Annotated in this window: 20 protein-coding genes and 2 pseudogenes; 11 read left to right on the forward strand and 11 right to left on the reverse strand. The window is 71.6% G+C overall.

The annotated features are described in order from the left end of the window. Positions 1-77: 77 nt before the first annotated feature. Positions 78-842, reverse strand: a pseudogene (locus JG616_RS11460) (c-type cytochrome); the annotation flags it as partial. 122 nt (positions 843-964) lie between these two features. Between JG616_RS11460 and yihA the strand changes: the two are divergent. Beyond that, positions 965-1,579: a ribosome biogenesis GTP-binding protein YihA/YsxC gene (gene yihA, locus JG616_RS11465; protein WP_199392642.1), complete on the forward strand. Its 615-nt coding sequence runs from the start codon at positions 965-967 to the stop codon at positions 1,577-1,579. Positions 1,580-1,597: 18 nt separating this feature from the next. Here the strand turns inward: yihA and JG616_RS11470 are convergent, their stop codons facing one another. After that, positions 1,598-2,287 (reverse strand): VIT family protein, encoded by a 690-nt coding sequence (locus tag JG616_RS11470; protein WP_199363209.1) that lies wholly within the window; start codon positions 2,285-2,287, stop codon positions 1,598-1,600. 147 nt (positions 2,288-2,434) lie between these two features. Here JG616_RS11470 and JG616_RS11475 point away from each other — a divergent pair, with 147 nt between their 5' ends. The 3 genes from JG616_RS11475 to JG616_RS11485 all read left to right on the forward strand — a co-directional run bounded on the left by JG616_RS11475 (position 2,435) and on the right by JG616_RS11485 (position 7,706). Continuing rightward, positions 2,435-3,814 (forward strand): glutamate--cysteine ligase, encoded by a 1,380-nt coding sequence (locus JG616_RS11475; protein WP_199392643.1) that lies wholly within the window; start codon positions 2,435-2,437, stop codon positions 3,812-3,814. Positions 3,815-4,162: 348 nt separating this feature from the next. Beyond that, positions 4,163-7,018: a phosphoenolpyruvate carboxylase gene (gene ppc, locus JG616_RS11480; RefSeq protein WP_199392644.1), complete on the forward strand. Its 2,856-nt coding sequence runs from the start codon at positions 4,163-4,165 to the stop codon at positions 7,016-7,018. Between the two features lie 55 nt (positions 7,019-7,073). After that, positions 7,074-7,706: a glutathione S-transferase family protein gene (locus tag JG616_RS11485; protein WP_235973104.1), complete on the forward strand. Its 633-nt coding sequence runs from the start codon at positions 7,074-7,076 to the stop codon at positions 7,704-7,706. A gap of 16 nt (positions 7,707-7,722) precedes the next feature. Here the strand turns inward: JG616_RS11485 and JG616_RS11490 are convergent, their stop codons facing one another. Beyond that, positions 7,723-8,295, reverse strand: coding sequence for an NADPH-dependent FMN reductase (locus tag JG616_RS11490; RefSeq protein ID WP_199392645.1), 573 nt, complete (start codon positions 8,293-8,295; stop codon positions 7,723-7,725). Positions 8,296-8,361: 66 nt separating this feature from the next. Continuing rightward, on the reverse strand, positions 8,362-9,249 hold the full coding sequence (locus tag JG616_RS11495; protein ID WP_199392646.1) for an alpha/beta hydrolase-fold protein: 888 nt from the start codon (positions 9,247-9,249) through the stop codon (positions 8,362-8,364). 128 nt (positions 9,250-9,377) lie between these two features. Here JG616_RS11495 and JG616_RS11500 point away from each other — a divergent pair, with 128 nt between their 5' ends. The 4 genes from JG616_RS11500 to fghA all read left to right on the forward strand — a co-directional run bounded on the left by JG616_RS11500 (position 9,378) and on the right by fghA (position 12,410). After that, on the forward strand, positions 9,378-9,653 hold the full coding sequence (locus tag JG616_RS11500) for a metal/formaldehyde-sensitive transcriptional repressor (RefSeq protein WP_199363217.1): 276 nt from the start codon (positions 9,378-9,380) through the stop codon (positions 9,651-9,653). 67 nt (positions 9,654-9,720) lie between these two features. Continuing rightward, positions 9,721-10,830 carry an S-(hydroxymethyl)glutathione dehydrogenase/class III alcohol dehydrogenase gene (locus JG616_RS11505; RefSeq protein ID WP_199392647.1) on the forward strand — a complete coding sequence of 370 codons (1,110 nt, stop codon included), beginning with the start codon at positions 9,721-9,723 and terminating at the stop codon, positions 10,828-10,830. 10 nt (positions 10,831-10,840) lie between these two features. Next, a complete protein-coding gene (locus JG616_RS11510; RefSeq protein WP_199392648.1) occupies positions 10,841-11,554 on the forward strand; it encodes a nucleoside-diphosphate sugar epimerase in 714 nt (237 codons plus the stop codon). A 25-nt stretch (positions 11,555-11,579) separates the two neighbouring features. Beyond that, positions 11,580-12,410, forward strand: a complete 831-nt coding sequence (gene fghA, locus JG616_RS11515; protein WP_199363238.1) for an S-formylglutathione hydrolase — start codon at positions 11,580-11,582, stop codon at positions 12,408-12,410. 258 nt (positions 12,411-12,668) lie between these two features. Here the strand turns inward: fghA and JG616_RS11520 are convergent, their stop codons facing one another. From JG616_RS11520 to JG616_RS11545, 6 genes and pseudogenes are all read right to left on the reverse strand, one after another. After that, the gene (locus JG616_RS11520) at positions 12,669-13,442 is read right to left on the reverse strand and encodes an ATP-binding protein (protein ID WP_199392649.1); all 774 of its coding nucleotides are present in this window, start codon (positions 13,440-13,442) and stop codon (positions 12,669-12,671) included. Continuing rightward, entirely contained in the window at positions 13,432-13,770 is a 339-nt protein-coding gene (locus JG616_RS11525; protein ID WP_199363243.1) for a hypothetical protein, read from the reverse strand. Before JG616_RS11525 ends, JG616_RS11520 begins: the two co-directional genes overlap by 11 nt. Positions 13,771-13,835: 65 nt before the next feature. After that, the gene (locus JG616_RS11530) at positions 13,836-14,777 is read right to left on the reverse strand and encodes a DegV family protein (RefSeq protein WP_199363245.1); all 942 of its coding nucleotides are present in this window, start codon (positions 14,775-14,777) and stop codon (positions 13,836-13,838) included. A 118-nt stretch (positions 14,778-14,895) separates the two neighbouring features. Further along, positions 14,896-15,063 carry a hypothetical protein gene (locus JG616_RS11535; protein WP_199363248.1) on the reverse strand — a complete coding sequence of 56 codons (168 nt, stop codon included), beginning with the start codon at positions 15,061-15,063 and terminating at the stop codon, positions 14,896-14,898. A 119-nt stretch (positions 15,064-15,182) separates the two neighbouring features. Further along, entirely contained in the window at positions 15,183-16,664 is a 1,482-nt protein-coding gene (locus JG616_RS11540; protein WP_199392650.1) for an amidohydrolase family protein, read from the reverse strand. Beyond that, a pseudogene (locus tag JG616_RS11545) lies at positions 16,661-17,947 on the reverse strand (amidohydrolase); the annotation flags it as partial. The gene JG616_RS11540 and the pseudogene JG616_RS11545, both read right to left, overlap by 4 nt. A gap of 328 nt (positions 17,948-18,275) precedes the next feature. Here JG616_RS11545 and JG616_RS11550 point away from each other — a divergent pair. Beyond that, positions 18,276-19,052: an AMP nucleosidase gene (locus tag JG616_RS11550; RefSeq protein ID WP_199360055.1), complete on the forward strand. Its 777-nt coding sequence runs from the start codon at positions 18,276-18,278 to the stop codon at positions 19,050-19,052. After that, entirely contained in the window at positions 19,049-19,600 is a 552-nt protein-coding gene (locus JG616_RS11555; RefSeq protein WP_199392652.1) for a DUF924 family protein, read from the forward strand. Before JG616_RS11550 ends, JG616_RS11555 begins: the two co-directional genes overlap by 4 nt. Before the next feature lie 390 nt (positions 19,601-19,990). On the opposite strand, the gene grxD is transcribed toward JG616_RS11555, so the two are convergent. Beyond that, positions 19,991-20,917 carry a Grx4 family monothiol glutaredoxin gene (gene grxD, locus JG616_RS11560; protein ID WP_199392653.1) on the reverse strand — a complete coding sequence of 309 codons (927 nt, stop codon included), beginning with the start codon at positions 20,915-20,917 and terminating at the stop codon, positions 19,991-19,993. A gap of 180 nt (positions 20,918-21,097) precedes the next feature. Between grxD and JG616_RS11565 the strand changes: the two genes are divergently transcribed. After that, positions 21,098-21,877, forward strand: coding sequence for a polysaccharide deacetylase family protein (locus JG616_RS11565; RefSeq protein WP_199392654.1), 780 nt, complete (start codon positions 21,098-21,100; stop codon positions 21,875-21,877). Positions 21,878-22,085: the final 208 nt, after the last annotated feature.

Below are 22,085 nucleotides of genomic sequence, written 5' to 3' on the forward strand. Positions count from 1 at the left end.
GCGGCCTCGGCCGCCGGGGCCGGCGCGGCGGCGGGAGCCGCGGCCTGGGGCGGCAGCGCGGCCATCGCCGCCAGGGTGGCGGCGTCGGGGCGCTTGTGCAGGCCCTGCATGTAGCTCGACAGCGCGCCGATCTCCTCGTCGCTCAGCTCGCGGGCGATCTCGGCCATGATCTCGAACATGCCGGTGTCGCGCTCGGTGCTGGTGCCGGCGCGGTATTCCTGCAGGCGGCGCGCGGTGTACCAGGACTGCTGGCCGCCCACGAGCGGGTAGGCCGGGCCGGGGTTGCCGCCGCCGCTGGGGCCGTGGCAGGCCATGCAGGCCGGGATGCCGCGCTCGAAATCGCCGCGCCGGTACAGCTGCTGGCCGGCCTCGTAGAACTTCATGCCCTCGTAGGGGCCTTCGCTGACCACGGTGTCGTCGGCGATGCCGGCCGACTGCGCCTGCGTGGCGTAATGCGCGCCGACGTCGCGCATGTCCTGCGCCGAGAGCATGGAGGCGAAGGGCTGCATGATCGCGTTCTGGCGCTCGCCGCTCTTGAACAGCGCCAGCTGGCGGGCCATGTACAGCTCGCTCTGCTGGCCGAGGTTCGGATAGATCTCGGGGATCGTGGCCTTGCCGTCCAGGCCGTGGCAGGCGGCGCAGGTGCCGGCCAGGGTGGCGCCGTTCTGGGCGTTGCCGGGCTTGGTCTTGGCCAGCTCGGCCAGCGCGTCGACGGACTCCAGCGGCAGGGCCTCGACGGGCGCGGCTTCCTCCAGCGGGGCGACCGTGGTCTGGGCGAAGGCGACGGCGCCGACCGCAAGGGCGGCAAAACCGGCGAGGAGGTAGCTGCGGGCGTGACGCATCTGGCTGGACTCCGGGGAACGGGACACCGGGCAGAGACCCGGTCGCAAGGCCCGGCATTATCCGGCCGCGGCGTCGGGACGGTCAAACCCGCCGCCGCGGGCTTCCATGCGATCCTGTGCGCATGGCCAATCCCCTTGCCCGCGCCCAGTACATGCTGTCGGCGCACACGCCCCGCCAATTGCCGCCCGACGGCGGATTCGAGGTCGCCTTCGCGGGCCGCTCCAACGCCGGCAAGTCCAGTGCGCTCAACGCCCTGTGCCAGCAGAACGCGCTGGCGCGGGTGTCCAAGACGCCCGGCCGGACCCAGCAGCTGGTGTTCTTCGACCTGCCCCAGCACGAGAACCGCTTCCTGGTCGACCTGCCGGGCTACGGCTACGCCAAGGTGCCGCTGGACCTGCGCGCGCACTGGCAGGCCTTCCTCGACAAGTATTTCCAGAACCGCCAGGCGCTGCGTGGCCTGGTGGTGGTGATGGACATCCGCCATCCGCTGAAGGACTACGACCGCCAGATGCTGGGCTACGCCGTCACCCGCGGCCTGCCGGCGCACGCGCTGCTGACCAAGGCGGACAAGCTGTCGCGTGGCGCGGTCGCCAGCGCCGTGCAGGCGGTCAAGCGCGACCTGGAGAAGGACTACGGCGACACCGTCGGCGTGCAGGCCTTTTCCGGCGAATCCAAGCTGGGCGTGGACCAGGCCCGCGGGGTGATCTGCCGCTGGCTCGAGATCGCGCCCGACTGAGCCGCTGCCGCGCCGCCCTCAGGCGGCGATGTCGAACAGGTTGCCGATCAGCGCCGAGGCAAGCATCGCCGCCGCGCCCCAGAACACCACCCGCGCCGCGCCGCGCAGCGCCGGGGCGCCGCCGAGCCGGGCCGCGGTGGCGCCGGTGAGCGACAGCCCGGCCAAGGTCGCCACGGTGGTCACCATCACCACGTCCGCATGCGGCGCCAGCACGGCGCTGGCGATGGGCAGCGCGGCGCCGGCGATGAAGGCGACCGCCGAGGCCAGTGCCGCCTGCAGCGGCCGCGGCCGGCCGAGTTCGTGGAAGCCCAGCTCGTCGCGGGCGTGCGCGGCCAGTGCGTCGTGCGCGGTCAGCTGGCGCGCGACTTCGAGCGCCAACGCCGGCTCCAGGCCGCGGCCTTCGTAGATGCCGGCGAGCTCGGCCAGTTCGCGCCTGGGGTGCTCGTCGAGTCCGCGCTGCTCCAGCGCGAGGTCGGCCTGTTCGGTATCGGCCTGCGACTGCACCGAGACGTATTCGCCGGCGGCCATCGAGAACGCGCCGGCGACCGTGCCGGCGACGCCGCTGGCCAGGATCACCGTCGCCGGCGCGCCCGCGGCGGCCACGCCGACCACCAGTCCGGAGATCGAGACGACGCCGTCGTTGGCGCCCAGCACGGCCGCACGCAGCCAGCCGGCGCGGCCGCTGCGGTGATGCTCGGGAGGTGGCATGGCGGGCTCCTGGCGTTCGATTGCATGGATGGAGGCGACGCTGCGGCCCGCCAGCGTGCGGGTGACGTCATATCCCGGACGATATAGTGGCCGCCTTCGGGCCGGGAGTGACCGGCGCCCCTCCATCCGCGCCGGCGAGCCTCCCACGTGTCCAGTCCCAGCAGCAGCAACGACGCCCCGATCCGCTCGCGCGACGAACTGGTCGAGCACCTCGCCTCCGGCGGCAAGCCGCGCGGCGACTGGCGAATCGGCACCGAGCACGAGAAATTCGGCTTCCGCCTGGACGACCTGCGCCCGCCCCGGTACGACGGCGACCGCGGCATCGGCGTGCTGCTCGACGGCCTCACCCGCTACGGTTGGGAGCCGGTGGCCGAGCATGGCCGCGTGGTCGCGCTGACCAAGGACGGCGCCTCGGTGACGCTGGAGCCTGCCGGCCAGCTGGAGCTCTCCGGCGCGCCGCTCGAGACCATCCACGACACCTGCCGCGAAGTCGGCAGCCACCTGTTCGAGGTCAAGACCGTCGCCGACGACCTGCGGCTGGGCTTCCTCGGCATGGGCTTCCAGCCCAAGTGGACGCGCGCCGACATGCCGTGGATGCCGAAGGACCGCTACCGGATCATGCGCGCCTACATGCCGAAGGTCGGCGACCTGGGCCTCGACATGATGACCCGCACCTGCACGGTGCAGGTCAACCTGGACTACGCCGACGAGGCGGACATGGCGAAGAAGTTCCGCGTGTCGCTGGCACTGCAGCCGGTGGCGACGGCGCTGTTCGCGGATTCGCCGTTCACCGAGGGCAAGCCCAACGGCTATCTCAGCTGGCGCTCGCACATCTGGACCGACACCGATCCCGACCGCACCGGCATGCTCGACTTCGTGTTCGAGGACGGCTTCGGCTTCGAGCGCTACGTCGACTACCTGCTCGACGTGCCGATGTACTTCAGCTACCGCGACGGCGCGGACGGTATCAAGAAGTACCACGACGCCAGCGGACAGTCGTTCCGCGACTTCATGGACGGCCGCCTGCCGGTGCTGCCCGGCGCGCTGCCGACGATGCAGGACTGGTCCGACCACATGACCACCGCCTTCCCCGAAGTGCGGATGAAGAAGTTCCTCGAGATGCGCGGCGCCGACGGCGGCCCCTGGAACCGCATCTGCGCGCTGCCCGCGTTCTGGGTCGGCCTGCTGTACGACGATGCCGCGCTGGACGCCGCCTGGGACCTGGTCAAGGACTTCACCCTGGCCGAGCGCCACGCGCTGCGCGACGGCGTGCCCAAGCACGCGCTGAAGCTGCCCTTCCGCGGCGGCACGGTGCGCGACCTCGCCCTGCGCGCGCTGGAGATCTCCGCCGCGGGCCTTGCCCGCCGCGACCGCCGCAACGAACAGGACCAGGACGAGCGCCCCTTCCTCGAACCCCTGATCGAATTCGCCCAGGCCAACGAAACCCCGGCCGAACGCAAGCTTGCGCTGTACCACGGCGAGTGGGGCGGGGATATCGACCGCGTGTTCCGCGAGTTTGCGTACTGAGGGCGGTAGAGCGCTTATGCCACGGATTTGCGCGGATCAAGAGCTCCATTTACACGGATAGAGCGAAATGGGGGCGGGGTGGGGCGGGGCTGCCGGCTTCGCCTGCGGCGGCGCGCCGGGTGCTTCCTCTGTTTCCTGTAGGAGCAGCTATCGCTGCGATCCGTACCCCTGCGCGCTGGCCACCGCGGTGATCGCAGCGATAGCTGCTCCTACAGAAAAAGCGGGCAGTCGCGCCCTCGCCGCGGCCCCCTCCCATTGCCTTGCTTGATCCGTGTAAATGGAGCTCTTGATCCGCGTAAATCCGTGGCAAAAATGCTCCTTCCACACCCCGCCGTGTAGCCTCCCCGCATGACCATTCCTGTTGGACACGACGCACCGCTGCGCGAGCGGCTGGACTTTGCGGAGACCGATGCGCTGCTGCGCGACGACGTGCGGCGGCTGGGGGCGATGGTCGGCGAGATGCTGGCCGAGCAGGTTTCGCCGGCGCTGCTGCAGCAGGTGGAGGCGGTGCGGCGCGCCGCGATCGCGCGCCGGGAGAACGCGGAGCCGGTGGAGGCGCTGGCGGCGGAGCTGGCCGCGGTCTCGCCGGAGAACGCGGATGCGCTGGTGCGCGCGTTCTCGGCCTGGTTCGGCGCGATCAACCTCGCCGAGCGCGTGCACCGCATCCGCCGCCGGCGCGACCACCAGCGCAGCGACGAAGGTCCGCAGCCCGGCGGGCTCGAGGCCGTGCTGGCGGCGCTGCATGCCGACGGCGTGGCGCTCGACGAGCTGCAGGCGCTGCTGCCGCGGCTGTGGGTCGAGCCGGTGTTCACCGCGCATCCCACCGAAGCCGTGCGCCGCGCGCTGCTGGCCAAGGAGCGCGTGATCGTCGAGCGCCTGGTGGCCGACATCGACCGCACGCGCACGCCCGACGAGCGCCTGAGCGACGAGTCGCGCATCCGCCAGGCGCTGGCCACCACGTGGCAGACCTCGGAGGCGCCGCCGCTGAAGCCGACCGTCACCGACGAGGTCGACCACATCGGCCACTACCTGGGCGTGCTGTTCCGTGTATTGCCGGCCTTCTACGAGGTATTCGCCGACGCGGTCGAAGCGACCTGGGGCGAGCGCATCGCGCTGCCCGACGTGCTGCGCTTCGGCACCTGGGTCGGCGGCGACATGGACGGCAATCCCAACGTCGGCGCCGCGACCATCGAGGCCGCGCTGGCCGCGCAGCGCGCGCAGGTACTCGGGCAGTACCGCGACGAGCTGCGCGCCTTGGGCCAGGTGCTGACGCAGACGCGTGACCGCGCGGGGGTGGACCCGGCGGTGGAGGCGCGCCTGGCGCAGTATCGCGATGCGATGCCGGCTGCGGCGGCGCGCCTGCGTGCGCGCCAGGCGGACATGCCCTACCGCCAGCTGCTGGAGCTGATGTCGGCGCGCCTCGAGGCGACGGCAGGCGCTGGCGCCGACGCCGACGCCGATGCCGGAAAGGCCCCCGCTGGCGCCGATGCCAAGGTGGACGGCAGCGACGATAGCCGCGCCACCGACACTCGCAGCGCTGGTGGTTCCTGTCGGCCCGCCTACAACGGTGTGCAGGACTTCCTTGCCGACCTCGACTTGGTCGACGCCAGCCTGGCGGCCCACCGCGGCGAGCATGCCGGCCGCTTCGCCCTGCGCCGCCTGCGCCGGCGCGTGACCAGCTTCGGCTTCCATCTCGCCGCGCTCGACCTGCGCCAGGACTCGGCCGCGCACGACGCCGCGCTCGCTGCGCTGGAGGGCCTCGACGACTGGAGCGCGCTGCCGCTGGAGCAGCGGCTGGGGCGCCTGCACGCGCTGATCGCGTCGCCGACGCCGGCGGTGCCCGACGCCGGGGCGGCGGCGCAGGCGCTGGACGTCTTCCGCACGGTCAGGTCGGCGCGCGTGCGCTACGGCGAAGCCGCGTTCGGCCCCTATATCGTCAGCATGAGCCGCAGCGCCGCCGACGCCTTGGCGGTGCTGGCGCTGGCGCGGATCGCCGGTTGCGTCGAGGGCGGCGCGGACGGCACGGATGGCCATGCCGGCGAAGTCCCGCTCGACGTCGCGCCGCTGTTCGAAACGGTCGACGACCTCGACGCCGCCGCCGGCGTGATGCGCGCCCTGTTCGACGATCCGGTCTACCGCCGCCACGTGCGCGCCCGCGGCGACCGGCAGATCGTGATGCTGGGCTACTCCGACAGCGCCAAGGACAGCGGGCTCATGGCCTCGCGCTGGGCGCTGCAGCGCGCCCAGGTCGACCTGATGCGCCTCGCCCGCGAGGCCGGCGTGCGCCTGGTGTTCTTCCACGGCCGCGGCGGTTCGGTCAGCCGCGGCGGCGGCAAGACCGGGCGCGCGATCATCGCCGCGCCGCGCGGCAGCGTCGATGGCCGCCTGCGCGTGACCGAGCAGGGCGAGGTGATCCACCGCAAGTACGGCATCCGCGCGCTGGCGCTGCGCAACCTCGAGCAGATGACCGGCGCCGTGCTGCGCGCCAGCCTGCGCCCGCGTCCGGCCGAGCCGCGCGTGCGCACGTGGCGCACGATCGCCGATGGCCTGGCGGCGGACTCGCGCACCTGCTATCGCGCCCTGGTGCACGAGGATCCGGGCTTCGACGCCTATTTCCGCGCGGCGACGCCGGTGGACGTCATCGAGCGCCTGCAGATCGGCTCGCGGCCCTCGCGTCGCCGCGATGGCGGGATCGCCAACCTGCGCGCGATTCCGTGGGTGTTTTCGTGGTCGCAGAACCGCTCCGGGCTGACCGGCTGGTACGGCGTGGGCCACGCGCTGGAACGTGGCATCGAACGCCACGGGCTGGACGCGATGGCGGAGATGGCGCGCGACTGGCCGTTCTTCGCCGCGGCGCTCGACGACGTCGAGATGCTCCTGGCCAAGTCCGACCTCGATATCTTCGCGCGCTATTCGCTGCTGGCCGGCGACGCCCACGCCGCGTTCTACCCCGGCATCGCCGACGAATTCGCGCGCACCCGCGACGCGATCCTCGCGATCAAAGGCCAGGACGAGCTGCTCGCCAGCGACTACCGCCTGCGCCTGTCGATCCGCCTGCGCAATCCCTACGTCGACCCGATCAGCCTGCTGCAGGTCGAGCTGCTGCGCCGCTGGCGCGCGGGCGGGCGCGAGGACGAATCGCTGCTGCGCGCGCTGTTCGCCACCGTCAACGGCATCGCCGCCGGCATCCAGAACACCGGTTGACGGCCGCGGCCGCGGGAGTAACGTGGTCGTCCCTCATCGCAACCGGGTGCCCGCCATGGCCGACAGCGAACTCGTCTTCCACACCAATCCGATGTCCCGCGGCCGCATCGTGCGCTGGATGCTGGAGGAGCTCGGCGTCCCCTATCGCGCGGTGGTGCAGGACTACGGCACGTCGATGAAGTCGCCCGAGTACCTCGCGATCAATCCGATGGGCAAGGTGCCGGCGCTGCAGCACCGCGGAGTGGTGGTCACCGAGGCGGCCGCGATCTGCACCTACCTGGCCGATGCCTTCCCGCAGGCCGGACTGGCCCCGGCGTTCGACGACCCGCTGCGCGGCACTTACCTGCGCTGGATGTTCTTCGCCGCCGGCCCGGTCGAGGCGGCGGTGACCGCCAATGCGCTGGGCCAGCTGCCGCCGCCGGAGAAGGCGGGCTTCGTCGGCTATGGCAGCTACGACCAGGCCATGGACCTGCTCGAGCAGGCGGCCATGTCGGCCTCGCCGTGGCTGCTGGGTGAGCGCTTCAGCGCCGCCGACGTCTACGTCGGCAGCCAGGTCGACTTCGGTCTGGCGTTCAAGTCGATTCCGCAGCGCCCGGCCTTCGCCGCCTGGGCCGAACGCCTGCGCGGGCGCGAGGCCTACCGCCGCGCCAGGGCGCTTGATGACGCGCTGATGCCCAAAGCGGGCTGAGGCTGGGCCGCCCCTTTTACGCGCCGCGCGGCAACACGGTCAGCACGCGCGCGACGAAGTCGTGGAATTCCTGCATATAGCCGCGCAGGAACTTGGCCGTGCCCTCGTCGGCGATCTCGCCGGCGTCGTCCAGCATCCCGTCCTTGAACTGGATATAGGCCTCGGGCGAGTTCATCTGCGGCGAGTTGAGGAAGCCGAGGATGCTGCGCAGGTGCTGCTGGCCGACCGCGGTACCGATCGCGCCGGGCGAGGTGCCGATCACGCCCGAGGGGATGTTGGCGAACGAGTTCGTGCCCCAGGGACGGCTGGCCCAGTCGATCGCGTTCTTCAGGCCGCCGGGAATCGAGCGGTTGTATTCCGGAGTCACGATCAGGATCGCGTCCGAGGATTCGATGGCCTTCTTGAAGCGGCGGCCGGCCTCGGGATAGTCGGCGTCGTAGTCATAGCTGTAGAGCGGCAGGTCGGCGTAGGCGATCTCGGTGAAGCGCAGCTGCTCCGGGGCGAGCTTGAACAGCGCGTTGGCGAGCTTGCGGTTGATCGATTCCGTGGCGAGGCTGCCGACCAGGTAGCCGACGTTGTAGGTCTTCATGGGACGCTCCTGCAGTGGGTGGCCGGAGAAGCCGGGCCGTGCCGCCCGAGTATGTGCCGGCGCGTGTTACGGCGACGGCAGCGCGTCGCGGAACAGGTGCAGCATGGCCAGGCGGTAGGCCTCGCCGATGGACGCCGCGTGGGTGCCGTCCGGCAGCACCACCAGCTCGACGTCCCAGGGCGCATCCGCGCGCCGGCTCCAGCTGGCATGCCAGTCGGCGGCGTTGCGCACGCGCTCGGCGGTGTCGCGCGCGCCGCTGGCGACGACCACGGCCAGGTCATCGCGGCGGTGCGTGCCGGGCGCGTCGAACAGCTGTTCGCGCGCAGGCGCCAGGGACGGGTTGCTGGCGATGCGTCCCCAGAACAGGTCGGGATCGCGCAGCGCCGACCAGAGCACGAAGTAGCCGCCACGCGACTGGCCGACCAGCACGCGGCGGCTGGCGTCGGCGCGATAACGCCGCTCCACCCCGGGCAGCACCTGGTCGCGCAGGAACGCGAGGTACGCCTCCGCACCGCCCTGGTCCGGGGCGGTGTCCGCACCCGTGGCGGTGAAGTCGACGTTGCGCCGGTTGATCGCCGGGTCGAAGCCGCCATAGGCGATGCCGACGATGATCGCTTCCGGCAGGCCCTCGTCGTAGCCGAGGAACAGGTGCGTCGGGGCCAGCAGCGGGAACAGGCTGTCGCCGTCGAGCAGGTAGACCACCGGCCAGCGACGCTGCGGATCGGCGTCGTAGCCTTCGGGCACGCGGACGTGGACGTGGTGGGTGCGGCCGCTGGACTCGGCCACCAGCGGGAAATAGCCGCCTTCCAGCGCGGCCAGCGGCGCGGACTCGACCGCGCGGCCTGGGATGCCGCCGGCAGCCGTCGGGGCCGCCGGCGTGGCCGCCGGCGTGGCCGCGCAGCCGCTGAGCGCAGCCGCGAGCAGCAGCGCAGTGGAGAGCCGGATTCGAAGCATGTGGTCGAGTCTAACGGCGGCGAATGCGCCACGGGTAGCGGCCCAGGTGCGCACCTGGATCCCAGGGCGGCCCAGGATCGGGGCCATCGGGCTGGTATACTGCCCCCCACTATCCACCCGGGGCACCCGTGCCGCATTCGCCGGAAGAAAAACGCAAGGTCCTGGCCCGCATCCGCCGCATCCGCGGCCAGTGCGAGGGGCTCGAGCGCGCGCTCGAGACGGGCGCCGACTGCGCGCCGGTGCTGCAGCAGATCGCGGCGATCCGCGGCGCGGTCAACGGGCTGATGAGCGAGGTGCTGGAGTCGCACCTGCGCGAGCAGTTCGGCCACGCCGCCCACGACGACGACGAACGCGCCCTGCGGGTCGCCGAGATGACCGGGCTGATCCGTTCGTACCTGAAATGAGCCATCCCACGCGAGGCCGCGGCCGCGCCGCGCCCATCCCCACGACATCGCCTTCCTGGAGCAGACCATGAAAACCCGTGCCGCCGTCGCCTTCGAACCCGGACAGCCGCTGCAGATCGTCGAGCTCGACCTCGAGGGCCCGAAGAAGGGCGAGGTGCTGGTGAAGATCACCCACACCGCGCTCTGCCACACCGATGCGTTCACGCTGTCGGGCGAGGATCCGGAAGGCGTGTTCCCCGCCGTGCTGGGCCACGAGGGCGCCGGCATCGTGGTTGAGGTAGGCGAGGGCGTGAGCTCGGTGCAGCCCGGCGACCACGTGATCCCGCTCTACACCGCGGAATGCGGCGAGTGCCTGTTCTGCACCTCGGGCAAGACCAACCTGTGCGTCGCCGTGCGCGCGACCCAGGGCAAGGGCGTGATGCCCGACGGCACCACGCGCTTCAGCTACAACGGCAAGCCGGTCTACCACTACATGGGCTGCTCGACCTTCAGCGAATACACCGTGGTCGCGGAAGTCTCGCTGGCCAAGGTCAATCCTGAAGCCAACCCGGAGCACACCTGCCTGCTCGGCTGCGGCGTGACCACCGGCATCGGCGCGGTGCACAACACCGCCAGGGTGGCCGAGGGCGACAGCGTGGCCGTGTTCGGCCTGGGCGCGATCGGCCTGGCGGTGATCCAGGGTGCGAAGCAGGCCAAGGCCGGGCGCATCATCGCGATCGACACCAATCCGGCGAAGTTCGCCCTGGCGCAGGAGATGGGCGCGACGGACTGCGTCAATCCGAAGGACCACGACCGGCCCGTGCAGCAGGTGATCGTCGAGATGACCGGCTGGGGCGTGGACCACAGCTTCGAGTGCATCGGCAACGTCGAGGTGATGCGCGCGGCGCTGGAATGCGCGCACCGCGGCTGGGGCCAGAGCGTGATCATCGGCGTGGCTGGCGCGGGCAAGGAGATCTCGACGCGGCCGTTCCAGCTGGTCACCGGGCGCAAGTGGCTCGGCACCGCGTTCGGCGGGGTCAAGGGACGCAGCGAGCTGCCGGGCATGGTCGAGGATGCGATGCGCGGCGACATCCAGCTGGCGCCGTTCGTGACCCACACGCTGCCGCTGGATCGCATCAACGAGGCCTTCGACCTGATGCACGAAGGCAAGTCGATCCGCACGGTGATCCATTACTGAGCCCGCGGCCATGCGCAGCGATGACGACACCGCTCAGGCCACGGCTGGACGCGCCGTCGCCGTCGCCGGCGCGAGTGGCCTGGTGGGGCGCGCGCTGCTCGCGCGCCTGTGCGCGGATCCCGGCGTCGCGCAGGTCCATGCGCTGGTGCGCCGCCCGCTCGTGATGGACGCGCCGAAGCTGCAGGTCCACCTGGTCGACTTCGCCCGGATGCCGGCCCTGCCGGCGCTGGACGAGGCCTATCTCGCGCTTGGCACGACCATCAGACTTGCGGGCAGCCGCGCCGCGTTCCGCGCGGTGGATTTCGATGCCAGCCTGGCCGTGGCCCAGGCCGCGGTGGCCGCGGGCGCGCGGCGGATCGGGCTGGTCAGCGCGACCGGCGCGGACGCGCGCTCGCACCTGTTCTACAGCCGGGTGAAGGGCGAACTGGAGAACGCGCTGCTGGCCCTGCCGCTTGATGCCCTGGTGATCGCGCGGCCTTCGCTGCTGCTGGGCGACCGGTCCGCGCTGGGGCAGCCGCCGCGCCGTGGCGAAGGCCTGGCCGCCGCCGCGGACCGCTGGTTCCGCCCGCTGGTGCCCGCGCGCGTCCGCGCCATCGCCGCCGACGACGTGGCGGCGGCGCTGGTGTCGGTCGTCCCGCAGGCGCGTGGACGGCAGCTGCTCGAGTCCGAACGCATGCAGGGCGGGCGCGTCGCCGCATCCGATCCGAGCCATCCTTCCCATTGATCCACTGATCGTCCGGAGAAACGCCATGGAACGCCTCGAACACCGCGCCAGCTTCGGCGGCTGGCAGGATGTCTACCGCCACCGCTCCGAGGTCCTCGGCTGCGACATGACCGTCGGCGTGTACTTTCCGCCGCAGGCGGAGCAGGGACCCTGCCCGGTGCTGTACTGGCTCTCGGGCCTGACCTGCACCGAGCAGAACTTCATCACCAAGTCCGGTGCGCAGCGCTACGCCGCCGAGCACGGCCTGATCCTCGTCGCGCCCGACACCAGTCCGCGCGGCGACGACGTCGCGGATGCGCCCGGCTACGACCTGGGCAAGGGCGCGGGTTTCTACGTCAATGCCACCGAGGAGCCCTGGGCGGCGCACTACCGCATGTACGACTACATCGTCGACGAGCTGCCGGCCTGGGTCGAAGCCGATCCTGCGGCGAGCGACCGCCGCGCGATCAGCGGGCACTCGATGGGCGGGCACGGCGCGCTGACCATCGCGCTGAAGAACCCCGGCCGCTACCGCAGCGTCTCGGCGTTCTCGCCGATCGTGGCGCCCTCGCAGGTGCCGTGGGGCGAAAAGGCGTTCGCCGCCTACCTCGGCGACGACCGCGGGGCGTGGAAGCAGCACGACACCGTGGAACTGGTGAAGTCGGCGTCCGAAAGGCTGCCGCTCCTGGTCGACCAGGGCGCGGCCGATGAATTCCTCGAAAGCCAGCTCCGCCCGCAGCTGCTGCAGGCCGCCTGCGACGCCGCCGGCCACCCGCTGACCCTGCGCATGCAGCCCGGCTACGACCACAGCTACTACTTCATCGCCAGCTTCATCGGCGACCACATCGCGCACCATGCGGCGGCGTTGAGGGATTAGGGCAGGGCTTTTTTGCCACGGATCACGCGGATGGCGCGGATCCACACGGATAGAGCAGAAACCATCCTGTAGGAGCGGCTATAGCCGCGATAGGACTTGCGGAGCCCTTCCTGTAGGAGCGGCTACAGCCGCGATAGGACTTGCGGAGCCCTTCCTGTAGGAGCGGCTACAGCCGCGATATGGCGGGCGGGAAAACTCCCTGGCGCCCCCTGCGGGTTGAGCCTCCGGGTGACCTGGCGATCGCGGCTGTAGCCGCTCCTACAGAAGGCGGGGCGTGGGGTTGATCTGCGTGGATGCCGCTGGGGCTGTTAACGCGGGCGGTGGCGTGGCGTGGCGCGCTGTGCCGTGGTACTCCACGCAGGCGAAGCGGCCGTCGCGGAGCACGGGCGCTTCCTGTTCCAGCAGCAGTGGCGTGTCGAACATTGGCCCCGCGCAGACGCAGGTGTGGAACTCGCCGTTCTCGCCGCAGGGATCGATGTCGCCTGGCAGCGCCGCGAGCAATCCGGCATCGAAGCTGCGGCCAGCGAATCCGGCGTCGAGCTGCTGCGTATCCACGCGGCACAGCGATGCCCGCAGACCGCCGGCGATCATCTCCCGCGCGATGGCGGCCGTGTCCGCGCCAAACAGCGGGAACAGCGCCGTCCAGCCGAGCCGCGCGCACAGCGCCTCGCGCCACGCGCGGACGTCGGCCAGCCGCAGGTCGCCGAAGGCGATCTGGTCGATGCCGGGCCAGCGGTCACGGGCCCTGGCAAGCGCGTGCGCGAAGGCAGCCTCGTAGCGCAGGTTGTCGCAGTCCGGCGGAACGTACGCTTCCAACAGCGGCAGGCCAGCGGCCGCGGCCTGCGCGCGCAGCACGTCGACGTGGACGCCCTGGCCCGACGCGTGTTCCTCGCCTTCGGTGATCGTCGACAGCAGGCCGACGACGTCGACCGCGCCCTGGCTGCGCAACGTGTGCAGCGTCCAGGCCGCGTCCTTGCCGCCACTCCAGGCCAGCAGCGCGCGCGGAGGCGCGCCGCCGGGCTCAGCCGGCACGGACGTCGCGGAGCTCCCAGGCGTTGCCGGCGAGGAGGCGCATGCGGTGCTTGAAGACGTCGCCGCGCAGGGCGGTGGTGGCCACCAGCTCGACGCGCTGCTCGCGCTGCGTGCCTTCGACCTGGGCGGCGGGATCGGTGGCGCCCAGGAGGGGATCAACCTCGTCGGGCTCGTCCTGCGTGGCCCGCCAGCGCTCGAACAGGCTGTCGCCGCGCAGTGCGTCCTGCAGCTCCTGTGCGAAGGCCTCGGCGCCGTGGGCGCTGAAGGCGAACGCGCCACCGCGGGTGGCGGCCGGGTCGGGGATGGCGATGAAATAGCGCGTCGGCATGCGGTGGTCCGTTGTCTGGCGTCCGGACAAGCTTAGCGCCGGGCCGTTAAACAGGCGTTGCGTGCTCAGTCGAAGCGGTGCTCCGGCGCGGCGAAGCCGACCACGATCGCGCCGCGCCCGACGTTGACCATGCCGGTGGTGCTCATCACGCTCTCGAACACCTCGACGTTCTGGCCGGCGCAGGCATCACGCAGGCGGGCATAGCCGGGCAGCGCGCGCATCTCGTCGAGCTGGCCGCCGTAGCAGAGCGTGACCGTGGGCGTCAGCAGGCCGGCCTGCACCCGTCGCGCGGCGAATTCGAACAGCTTCTCCACCGCGGGCTCGAAACCCTTGATCTTCGCCACCGGCCCGGTTTCGCCGCGGAAGCCGCGCAGCACCGGCTTGATGTCGAGCGCGGTGCCCAGCGCGGCGCTCAGCATGCTGATGCTGCGGTCGCCCTTGGCGCGCGCGCGGTTGCGGATGTAGTACAGGTCGCGCGGCACCAGGTAGCCATAGGTGCTGTTGGCCAGCTCTTCCAGACGGGTGCGGATGCGCGGCGGCTGCTCGCCGGCGGCGCGCAGGCGCGCGGCCTCGATCGGCAGGATGCCCTGGGCGCAGAACAGGTTCTGGGTGTCGATCACGCGCAGCGCGAACGGCGTGCTGTTGCCGGCCGCGGCGCGCGGCTGCTTGTAGTCGTTGAGGATCATGTAGCTCGCCTTCTGCGCGTTGGCGAAGATCGGGCTGCGCGACCCGGTGATCGTCATGCAGAAGACGTAGTCGTACTCGACCACCAGGCGCTCGAGGAACAGGTCGCGGATCTGTTCGGGCGTGTAGGGGATGGTCTCGGCGTTGGCGCCGCGTTCGGCGATATGCGATTCGAGGAAGGCCAGGGTCTGCGCTTCGTCGCGATGGTCGACCTGGACCGCGTCGCCGATGCGCACGGTGATCGGCAGCAGCTCGACCCGCTCGCCCTCCAGGAAGTCACGCGGCAGGTCGCAGGCCGAATCGACGACGAGACCGATACGCATTGCACGCCCCTCTGGCAGTTTTCCCGCCGCGATCGTCGCACGCAATGTGGCCTGGGTCACGCCTGCAGGGTGACCGCGCGCGCATTCGGCGGCGTGCCGCGGTGCCTGGCCTGCGGCGTCAGCCGGCCTGCGTGCGGTCCGGGCGATCGGCGCCGGCGCGCTCCACGCGCTCGCGATAGCGGATGAACAGCGGCACGCCGATGCCGATGCCCACCATGATCAGCGTGCCACCGATCAGCAGCCAGCCGACGGGGCGCGCGAAAAGCTCGACGAAGACGGGATGCATGGCAGGACTCTCGCAGGTGACCGGAGTCCATCATTGGCCAGGACGCGCGCGCGGATGTTGACCGGGGTCAATCCGCGCGTGCAGCGCCCGCCGCGTGGGCGGGCGCTGCACGCGGCGGATCAGCGGTCGCCGCCGCCCGGATAGGCCCGCGGCAGCTCGCCGCGCGCGGCGTCGGGCTCGGCGCGCAGGTAGCGGTCGCGCAGCTCGGTCTGGCGCGAGCGCATGTCGATCGCGCGGCCGTCGAACCAGGCCTGGCTGGCCAGGCTGGCGACGTCGAGCGGATCGCCGTCCCAGAGCACCAGGTCGGCGCGCAGGCCCGGTGCGATCGCGCCGATCTCACCGTCGACGCCGAAGGTCCGTGCCGGCACCCGGGTCAGGCCGGCCAGCGCCGCGTCCCAGGGCAGGCCGTGGGCGACGGCGTTGCCGGCCAGCTGGCGCAGTTTGCGGGCGTTGTGCGCGGCATCGCCGGCCTGGGTGAAGCCGACCTCAACCCCGGCCTCGCGCAGCACGGCGGCGTTGCGCTCGCTGGCGTGCACGCGGTCGAAGTTGGCCGGCAGGTTGTCCAGCGGATCCACGAACACCGGCACCCGGGCCGCGGCCAGCTCGCGCGCCACGCGCCAGGCTTCGCCGCCGCCGCGGATCGCGACCTTGAACCCGTGCCGCTTCGACCAGCGCAGCAGCTGACGGATGTCGGCCGCACGGTCCACCGCGACCACGAGCGGCAACGCGCCGCGCAGGTGCCGCTGCAGGGTGGCGCGTCCGGCGGGCGTCAGCAGCGCCATGTGCGACGCCGGCGGCAGCCGGCCTTCGGCCTCGTCGACCAGCTGGTCGAGCAGCATCCACTGCGCCGCGCGCGAACCGCCGGTGAGGTTGGCGGCGCGGCCGCCGAGGTCGATGAAGAGCAGCTTCGGGCCCGCCGGCGCATCGCCGCCGTCCAGGCGCATGACCGCGCCCTGGCCGCCGATGATCGAGCCGCCGCTGCCGGTGCCCGCCGCCAGCAGGCTGAAGCCGATGCCTTCGACGCGCGCCACCGGCACCAGCAGCGAGTCGGGGTTGTAGGCGAGGGTGACGTCGAACTCCGGGCGCACGCGCATGTCGTGCGCGCCTTCGCCCAGCGTCAGGCGGCCGTCGACGGTCGCCGACTCGCCGGACACTTCCTCGATGCCGATGCCGTTGATGCCGCCGAAGAGGGTGGGCGTGAGCGGACGGCCTTCGGCGTTGACCACCGGAACCCCGCCCGCATCCAGGCCGGTGCCGACGGCGGCGATGCGGCCGTTGCGCACCAGCACGTCGGTGCCCTGCAGCGTGCCCTGCGCGGTGGCGGTGTGCACGGTTGCGTTGCGGATCAGCAGGTCCTGCGCGGCCGCCGCGGTCGAAGCCAGCAGCAGGACCGCCAGCGCGCCCCCCTGTAGGAGCGGCCATGGCCGCGATCGGCCTGCGGGACTGCTCCGCTCTCCGCCGCCATGGCCGGTGCAGCCCGGCTTGCCCGGATCGCGGCTGTAGCCGCTCCCACAGTCGGGACTGGAGTGGCCCGCAGGATCGTGGCTGTAGCCGCTCCGGCAGTCGAGGCCGTGGCTGCTCCCGCAGTCGTGGCGGCTCATCGCACGCCTCCCGCGCCGGCGCCGCGACCGAGCATGAAGTCCGAGCGCGGCTGGCGTGCGGGATCGTGGCGGTCGTACATCCGCGCGCCGTCGATCCACACCTGTTCGGCCAGCGCGTACGAGCTGAAGGGGTTGCCGTTCCACAGCACCACGTCGGCCATCTTGCCGGCCTCCAGCGTGCCGGTGCGCTCGGCGATGCCCATGGCCTTCGCTGGATTCGCGGTCAGCCAGGTGATCGCGTGCTCGGGCGTGATGGTGATGCCCGCGCGTCGCGCATTGGCCATGACCTTTGCGGTTTCCTGGTTGAGGCGCTGGATGCCCTCGTCGGAATCGGAGTGCACGATCGCGCAGCCGCCGGGCGCGCGGTCGACGAGGGCGACGTTCTCCTGGATGCCGTCGAAGGCCTCCATCTTGAAGCCCCACCAGTCGGCCCAGAGCGCGCCGCAGACGCCTTCGCGCCCCAGGCGGTCGGCGATCTTGTAGGCCTCCACGCCGTGATGGAAGGCGGCGACCTTGAAGCCGAACTCGTCGGCGAGGTCGAGCATGGTCACCATCTCGTCGGCGCGGTAGCAGTGGATGTGCACGAGGATGTCGCCATCCAGCGCGCCGGCCAGGGTCTCGAGCTTGAGGTCGCGCTTGCCGTTGCCGTTGCCCTTGCTGTCGCCGTCGCCGCCCTTGCGCTTGTCGCGGTACTCGGCGGCCTCGATGAACGCGGCGCGGTAGCCGGCGACGTTGCCCATGCGCGTGGCCGGGCCGCCCTTCTGGCCGTAGACGCGCTTGGGGTTCTCGCCGCAGGCCATCTTCAGGCCGTGCGGGGCACCGGGAAACTTCATGCCCTGGTAGGTCGTGGCCGGCACGTTCCTGAGCGTCACGCCGCGCCCGCCGACCAGGTTGGCCGATCCGGGCAGGATCTGCAGGCTGGTGACGCCGCCGGCCAGCGCCGCGTGGAAGCCGGGATCCTGCGGCCAGACCGAGTGCTCGGCCCAGACCGCGGCGGTGACCGGCGAGGTCATCTCGTTGCCGTCGCTGTGCGACGCCGTGCCCGGACTGGGGTAGACGCCCAGGTGCGAGTGGATGTCGATGATGCCGGGGGTCACCCACTTGCCGCGGCCGTCGACGCGCACCGCGTCGGCAGGCGCGTCCAGGCCGACGCCGACGGCGACGATCACGCCGTCGCGCATCAGCACGTCAGCGCCCTCGAGGCGCCTGCCGGTGCCGTCGAGCACGGTCGCGCCGCTGACCAGGACCGGCGCGCTGGCGATGCGCTGGTAGGTGCTGGGATAGGCGTCGCCGGGCGAGCCGCTGGAGGCGGCGTCGCGGCGGGGGCCGTCGCCGCTGCGCGATGCCGCGCTGGTGGTCGCGCAGCCGGTGGCCAGCGCGAGGGTGAGCGCCGCGGCGAGCGCGGCGTGGGTCTTGAGTCGCATGCGGAGTTCCCCGGGGTTCTCCGGCCACCCTAGCCGCGCGGCGGGGCACACGGCAATGGCCGGAAAGTCGTGGTTGGGCGACCGGGATCGCGGCTGTAGCCGCTCCTACAGCAGCACCGCTCTCCTGTAGGAGCGGCTACAGCCGCGATCCACATGCCAGAATCGGAGCAAAAAAACGGAGGAATGCATGAAGGAGAAGGACCAGATCGTCGGGAACTGGCTGCCGCGCTATACCGGCGTGCCACTCGACGGCTTCGGCGAGCACATCCTGCTCACCAACTTCGGCGGCTATCTCGGCCATTTCGCCCGCCTCACCGGCGCGGAGATCGTCGGCACCGACCGCCCGATGCCGAGCGCCACCGCCGACGGCATCACCATGATCAACTTCGGCATGGGCAGCCCCAACGCGGCCACGCTGATGGACCTGCTGTCGGCGATCGGCCCGAAGGCGGTGCTGTTTCTCGGCAAGTGCGGCGGGCTGAAGAAGAAGAACCAGCTCGGCGACCTGGTGCTGCCGATCGCCGCCATCCGCGGCGAAGGCACCAGCGACGACTACCTGCCGCCGCAGGTCCCGGCGCTGCCGGCGTTCGCGCTGCAGCGCGCGGTCTCGACCTCGATCCGCGACGCCGGGCTCGACTACTGGACCGGCACGGTCTACACCACGAACCGCCGCGTCTGGGAGCACGACGCCGCGTTCAAGGAGCGCCTGCGCACCATGCGCTGCATGGCCATCGACATGGAGACCGCGACCATCTTCGCCGCCGGCTTCGCCAACCGCATCCCGTGCGGCGCGCTGCTGCTGGTCAGCGACCAGCCGATGATCCCCGAGGGCGTCAAGACCGAGGCCTCCGACGCGCAGGTGAGCACGCGCTTCGTCGAGGGCCACATCCAGACCGGCATCGAGGCGCTGCGGCTGATCCGCCGCCACGGCAAGTCGGTGCGCCACATGAGGTTCGACGAATGAGCGACTCCGCTGCAGTCCCTGACGCCCGCGCCATCGTGGAGTTCTGGCGCGATGCCGGGCCGTCGAAGTGGTTCAACGGCGGCGCGGCCTTCGACGCGGAGGTGCGCGGGAAGCTGGAGGCGGGGCATTTCGCCGCCGCGCGCCGCGAACTCGAGGCCTGGATGGACGAGGCCGATGGCGCCCTGGCGCTGCTGATCCTGCTCGACCAGGTGCCGCGCAACATCTTCCGCGGCAGCGCGCACTCCTACGCCACCGACCCGCTGGCCCTGCACTACGCCGGGCGGATGCTGGAGGCCGGGCTCGACCATGGGGTCGACCCGGCGCTGCGCGTGTTCTGCTACCTGCCCTTCGAGCACTCGGAAGACCTGCTCGAGCAGGAGCGTTCGGTGGCCCTGATGGCGCAGCTCGGCGAGACCTACACCGATTACGCCGTGCAGCACTTCGAGGTCATCGAACGCTTCGGCCGCTTCCCGCACCGCAACCACGCCCTCGGCCGCGCCAGCAGCGCCGACGAACAGGCCTGGCTGGACGCGGGCGGCGGGTTCTGATCCCGGTTGGAGTTCGCGGCGGGGCGGGCATTGCGCTTCGCGGGGGGGCGTCTGTTCTTTTGCCACGGATGGACGCGGATCAGAGCGGATTTGCACGGATAGAGCCAAAGCGACGACAGCGGGGCATCCGCTCTTCTGTTCTGTAGGAGCAGCTACAGCTGCGATCGCGCGCGGCGTGGGACGGGCGGGAAAAGCCTTTGGCCACGGATGAGGCGGATCACGCGGATCACGCGGATCACGCGGATAGCGTCCCCGCGAAGCGGGCTGGGCGCTCCGGCCACGGCGGGATCGCAGCTGTAGCTGCTCCTACAGAGGGGATCCGTGTGAATCCGCTCTGATCCGCGTCCATCCGTGGCAGAAGCTTTCCTCCGCCCCGCCCGAAGCAAGAACTCAATACCTCGGAATCGTCCCGTTCGCCTGCTCCGCCCAGGCGTCGATGCCGCCCTCGATGCTGTAGACCTCGCGGAAGCCGAGCTGGCGGAAGTGCTCCGCCGCCTGCTGGCTGCGGCCGCCGTGGTGGCAGAGGAAGGCCAGCGGGGTGTCCTTGGGCAGCGCTTCGAGCGCGGCCGGGCCGTCGTCGAAGGTCGAGTGCGGCACCGGGGCTTCGGCCAGCGCGCGCTCTTCCGGCGGGCGCACGTCGACCAGGCGCACGGTGCCGGCGGCAGCGCGCGACTGCGCGTCGGTCGGCGACATCGCGCGCACCGTCGGCGGCGCGTTCGGGTTCTCGACCACCAGGCCGCGGCCGCGGGCGTCGTCGGCGAAATCGATCACCACGCCATCGGCGCGGCGCGCGGCGGCGACCGCCACCTGCACCGGGATGCCGTCGCACTCGACGGTCAGGGCGTTCGGATCGCGCGTGGCCAGGGCCAGGCGGGTGCGGTAGTTGGGGTCGATGTCGATCTGTACGGCGAGGTCGCCGCCGGCATCGGCGATCGCCTTGCGCAGGGTCGGCTGCGCGGCCTGGGTGATGGTGATCACCGGCGGCGTGCGATCGGGCGGCGCGAGGCCGAGCGCGGAGTGCAGCTCGCCGGAGCTGGACATCTGCTCGATGATGTCGCTGCCGCCGACCAGCTCGCCCTCGATGTAGAGCTGCGGGATGGTGGGCCAGCTGCCATAGGCCTTGATGCCCTCGCGGATCTCGCCGTCGGCCAGCACGTTGACGTGCGCGTACGGCACCTCCAGCGCCGACAGCGCCGCGACCGCCTTGGCCGAGAAGCCGCACTGCGGGGACTGCGGCTCGCCCTTCATGAACAGCACGATGCGGTTGGCCTGCAGCAGCGTTTCGATGCGCTGGCGGAGTTCGGGGGCAAGGGACATGGCGGGCACCGCGGGTCATCTGTGGGCCGCCTAGGGTACTCCGGGCGCCGTGCCGGGGCCTTGACCCGCGTCATCGACAGGCCGTGCTGCCGGGCGCCGAACCTGTGGGAGCGGCCTTCGCCGTGATCGTGTCGTCGCAGTCCTGGCCGCCAGCGCAAGCGTCCGTGCCACCATTCCGGAATGTCCGAGCCCGCTGCCCTGCACGCCGTCCCCCGCCACCCCCGCGCCTGGGCTGTTGGCGCCCTGGTGCTGCACCTCGCCGTGGCGCTGGCCTGGTGGCGGCTCGGCTGGCAGTGGGGCCTGGGCCTGCTCATGGCGCTGCACCTGGCCTTTGTCTGGGGCACGCTGCGCCCGGGCTCGCGTCTGTTCGGGCCGGTGCGCTGCCGCTTCCCGACCGCCCAGCGCGAGGTCTGGCTGACCATTGATGACGGGCCGTCCGCCGAGACCCCGGCGATCCTCGACCTGCTCGATCGCCACGGCGCCAGGGCCACCTTCTTCCTGGTCGGCGAGCGCGCGCAGGCGCGCCCGGACCTGGTACATGCCATCGCCACCCGCGGCCATGGGATCGGCAACCACAGCCAGACCCATCCCCAGGCGCGCTTCTGGGCCCTGGGCCCGCGCGCGATGCGCCGCGAGATCCTCGACTGCCAGCGCGCCCTGGCCGCGCTCACCGGCACGCCCCCGCGCTGGTTCCGCGCCGTGGTCGGCCACGCCAATCCCTTCGTCCACGCCCCGCTGCGCGAAGCCGGCCTGTCGCGCCTCGCCTGGAGCGCCCGCGGCTACGACGCCGTCGAATCCGACTCCGCGCGCATCACCGCCGCCATCGCCCGCGACCTCGCCCCGGGCGCCATCGTGCTCCTCCACGAAGCCGCGCCGCACGGTCGCAGCGTCGAGATCATCGCCGCCGTGCTCGGCGAACTGGACCGTGCCGGGTACCGGGCGGTGGTGCCGGAGGGTTGAAGGCAAAGCTTTGCCACGGATGACGCGGATGGCGCGGATTGCGCGGATAAAGCAACGGCTTTCAGTTGAATCGCGGGGATGCTCTGCCGTCGACGCGCTTCTGCAGGAGCAGCTACAGCTGCGATCAGTCGCCACGGCCGAAGCGGAATGCCACGCTGCAGGCAGGACTTCCCGGACCCGACCGCCATCGTACGGCCCAGGTTCGACG

Source organism: Luteimonas sp. MC1895, assembly GCF_016457215.1.
In the GTDB taxonomy this organism is placed as follows: Bacteria; Pseudomonadota; Gammaproteobacteria; order Xanthomonadales; family Xanthomonadaceae; genus Luteimonas.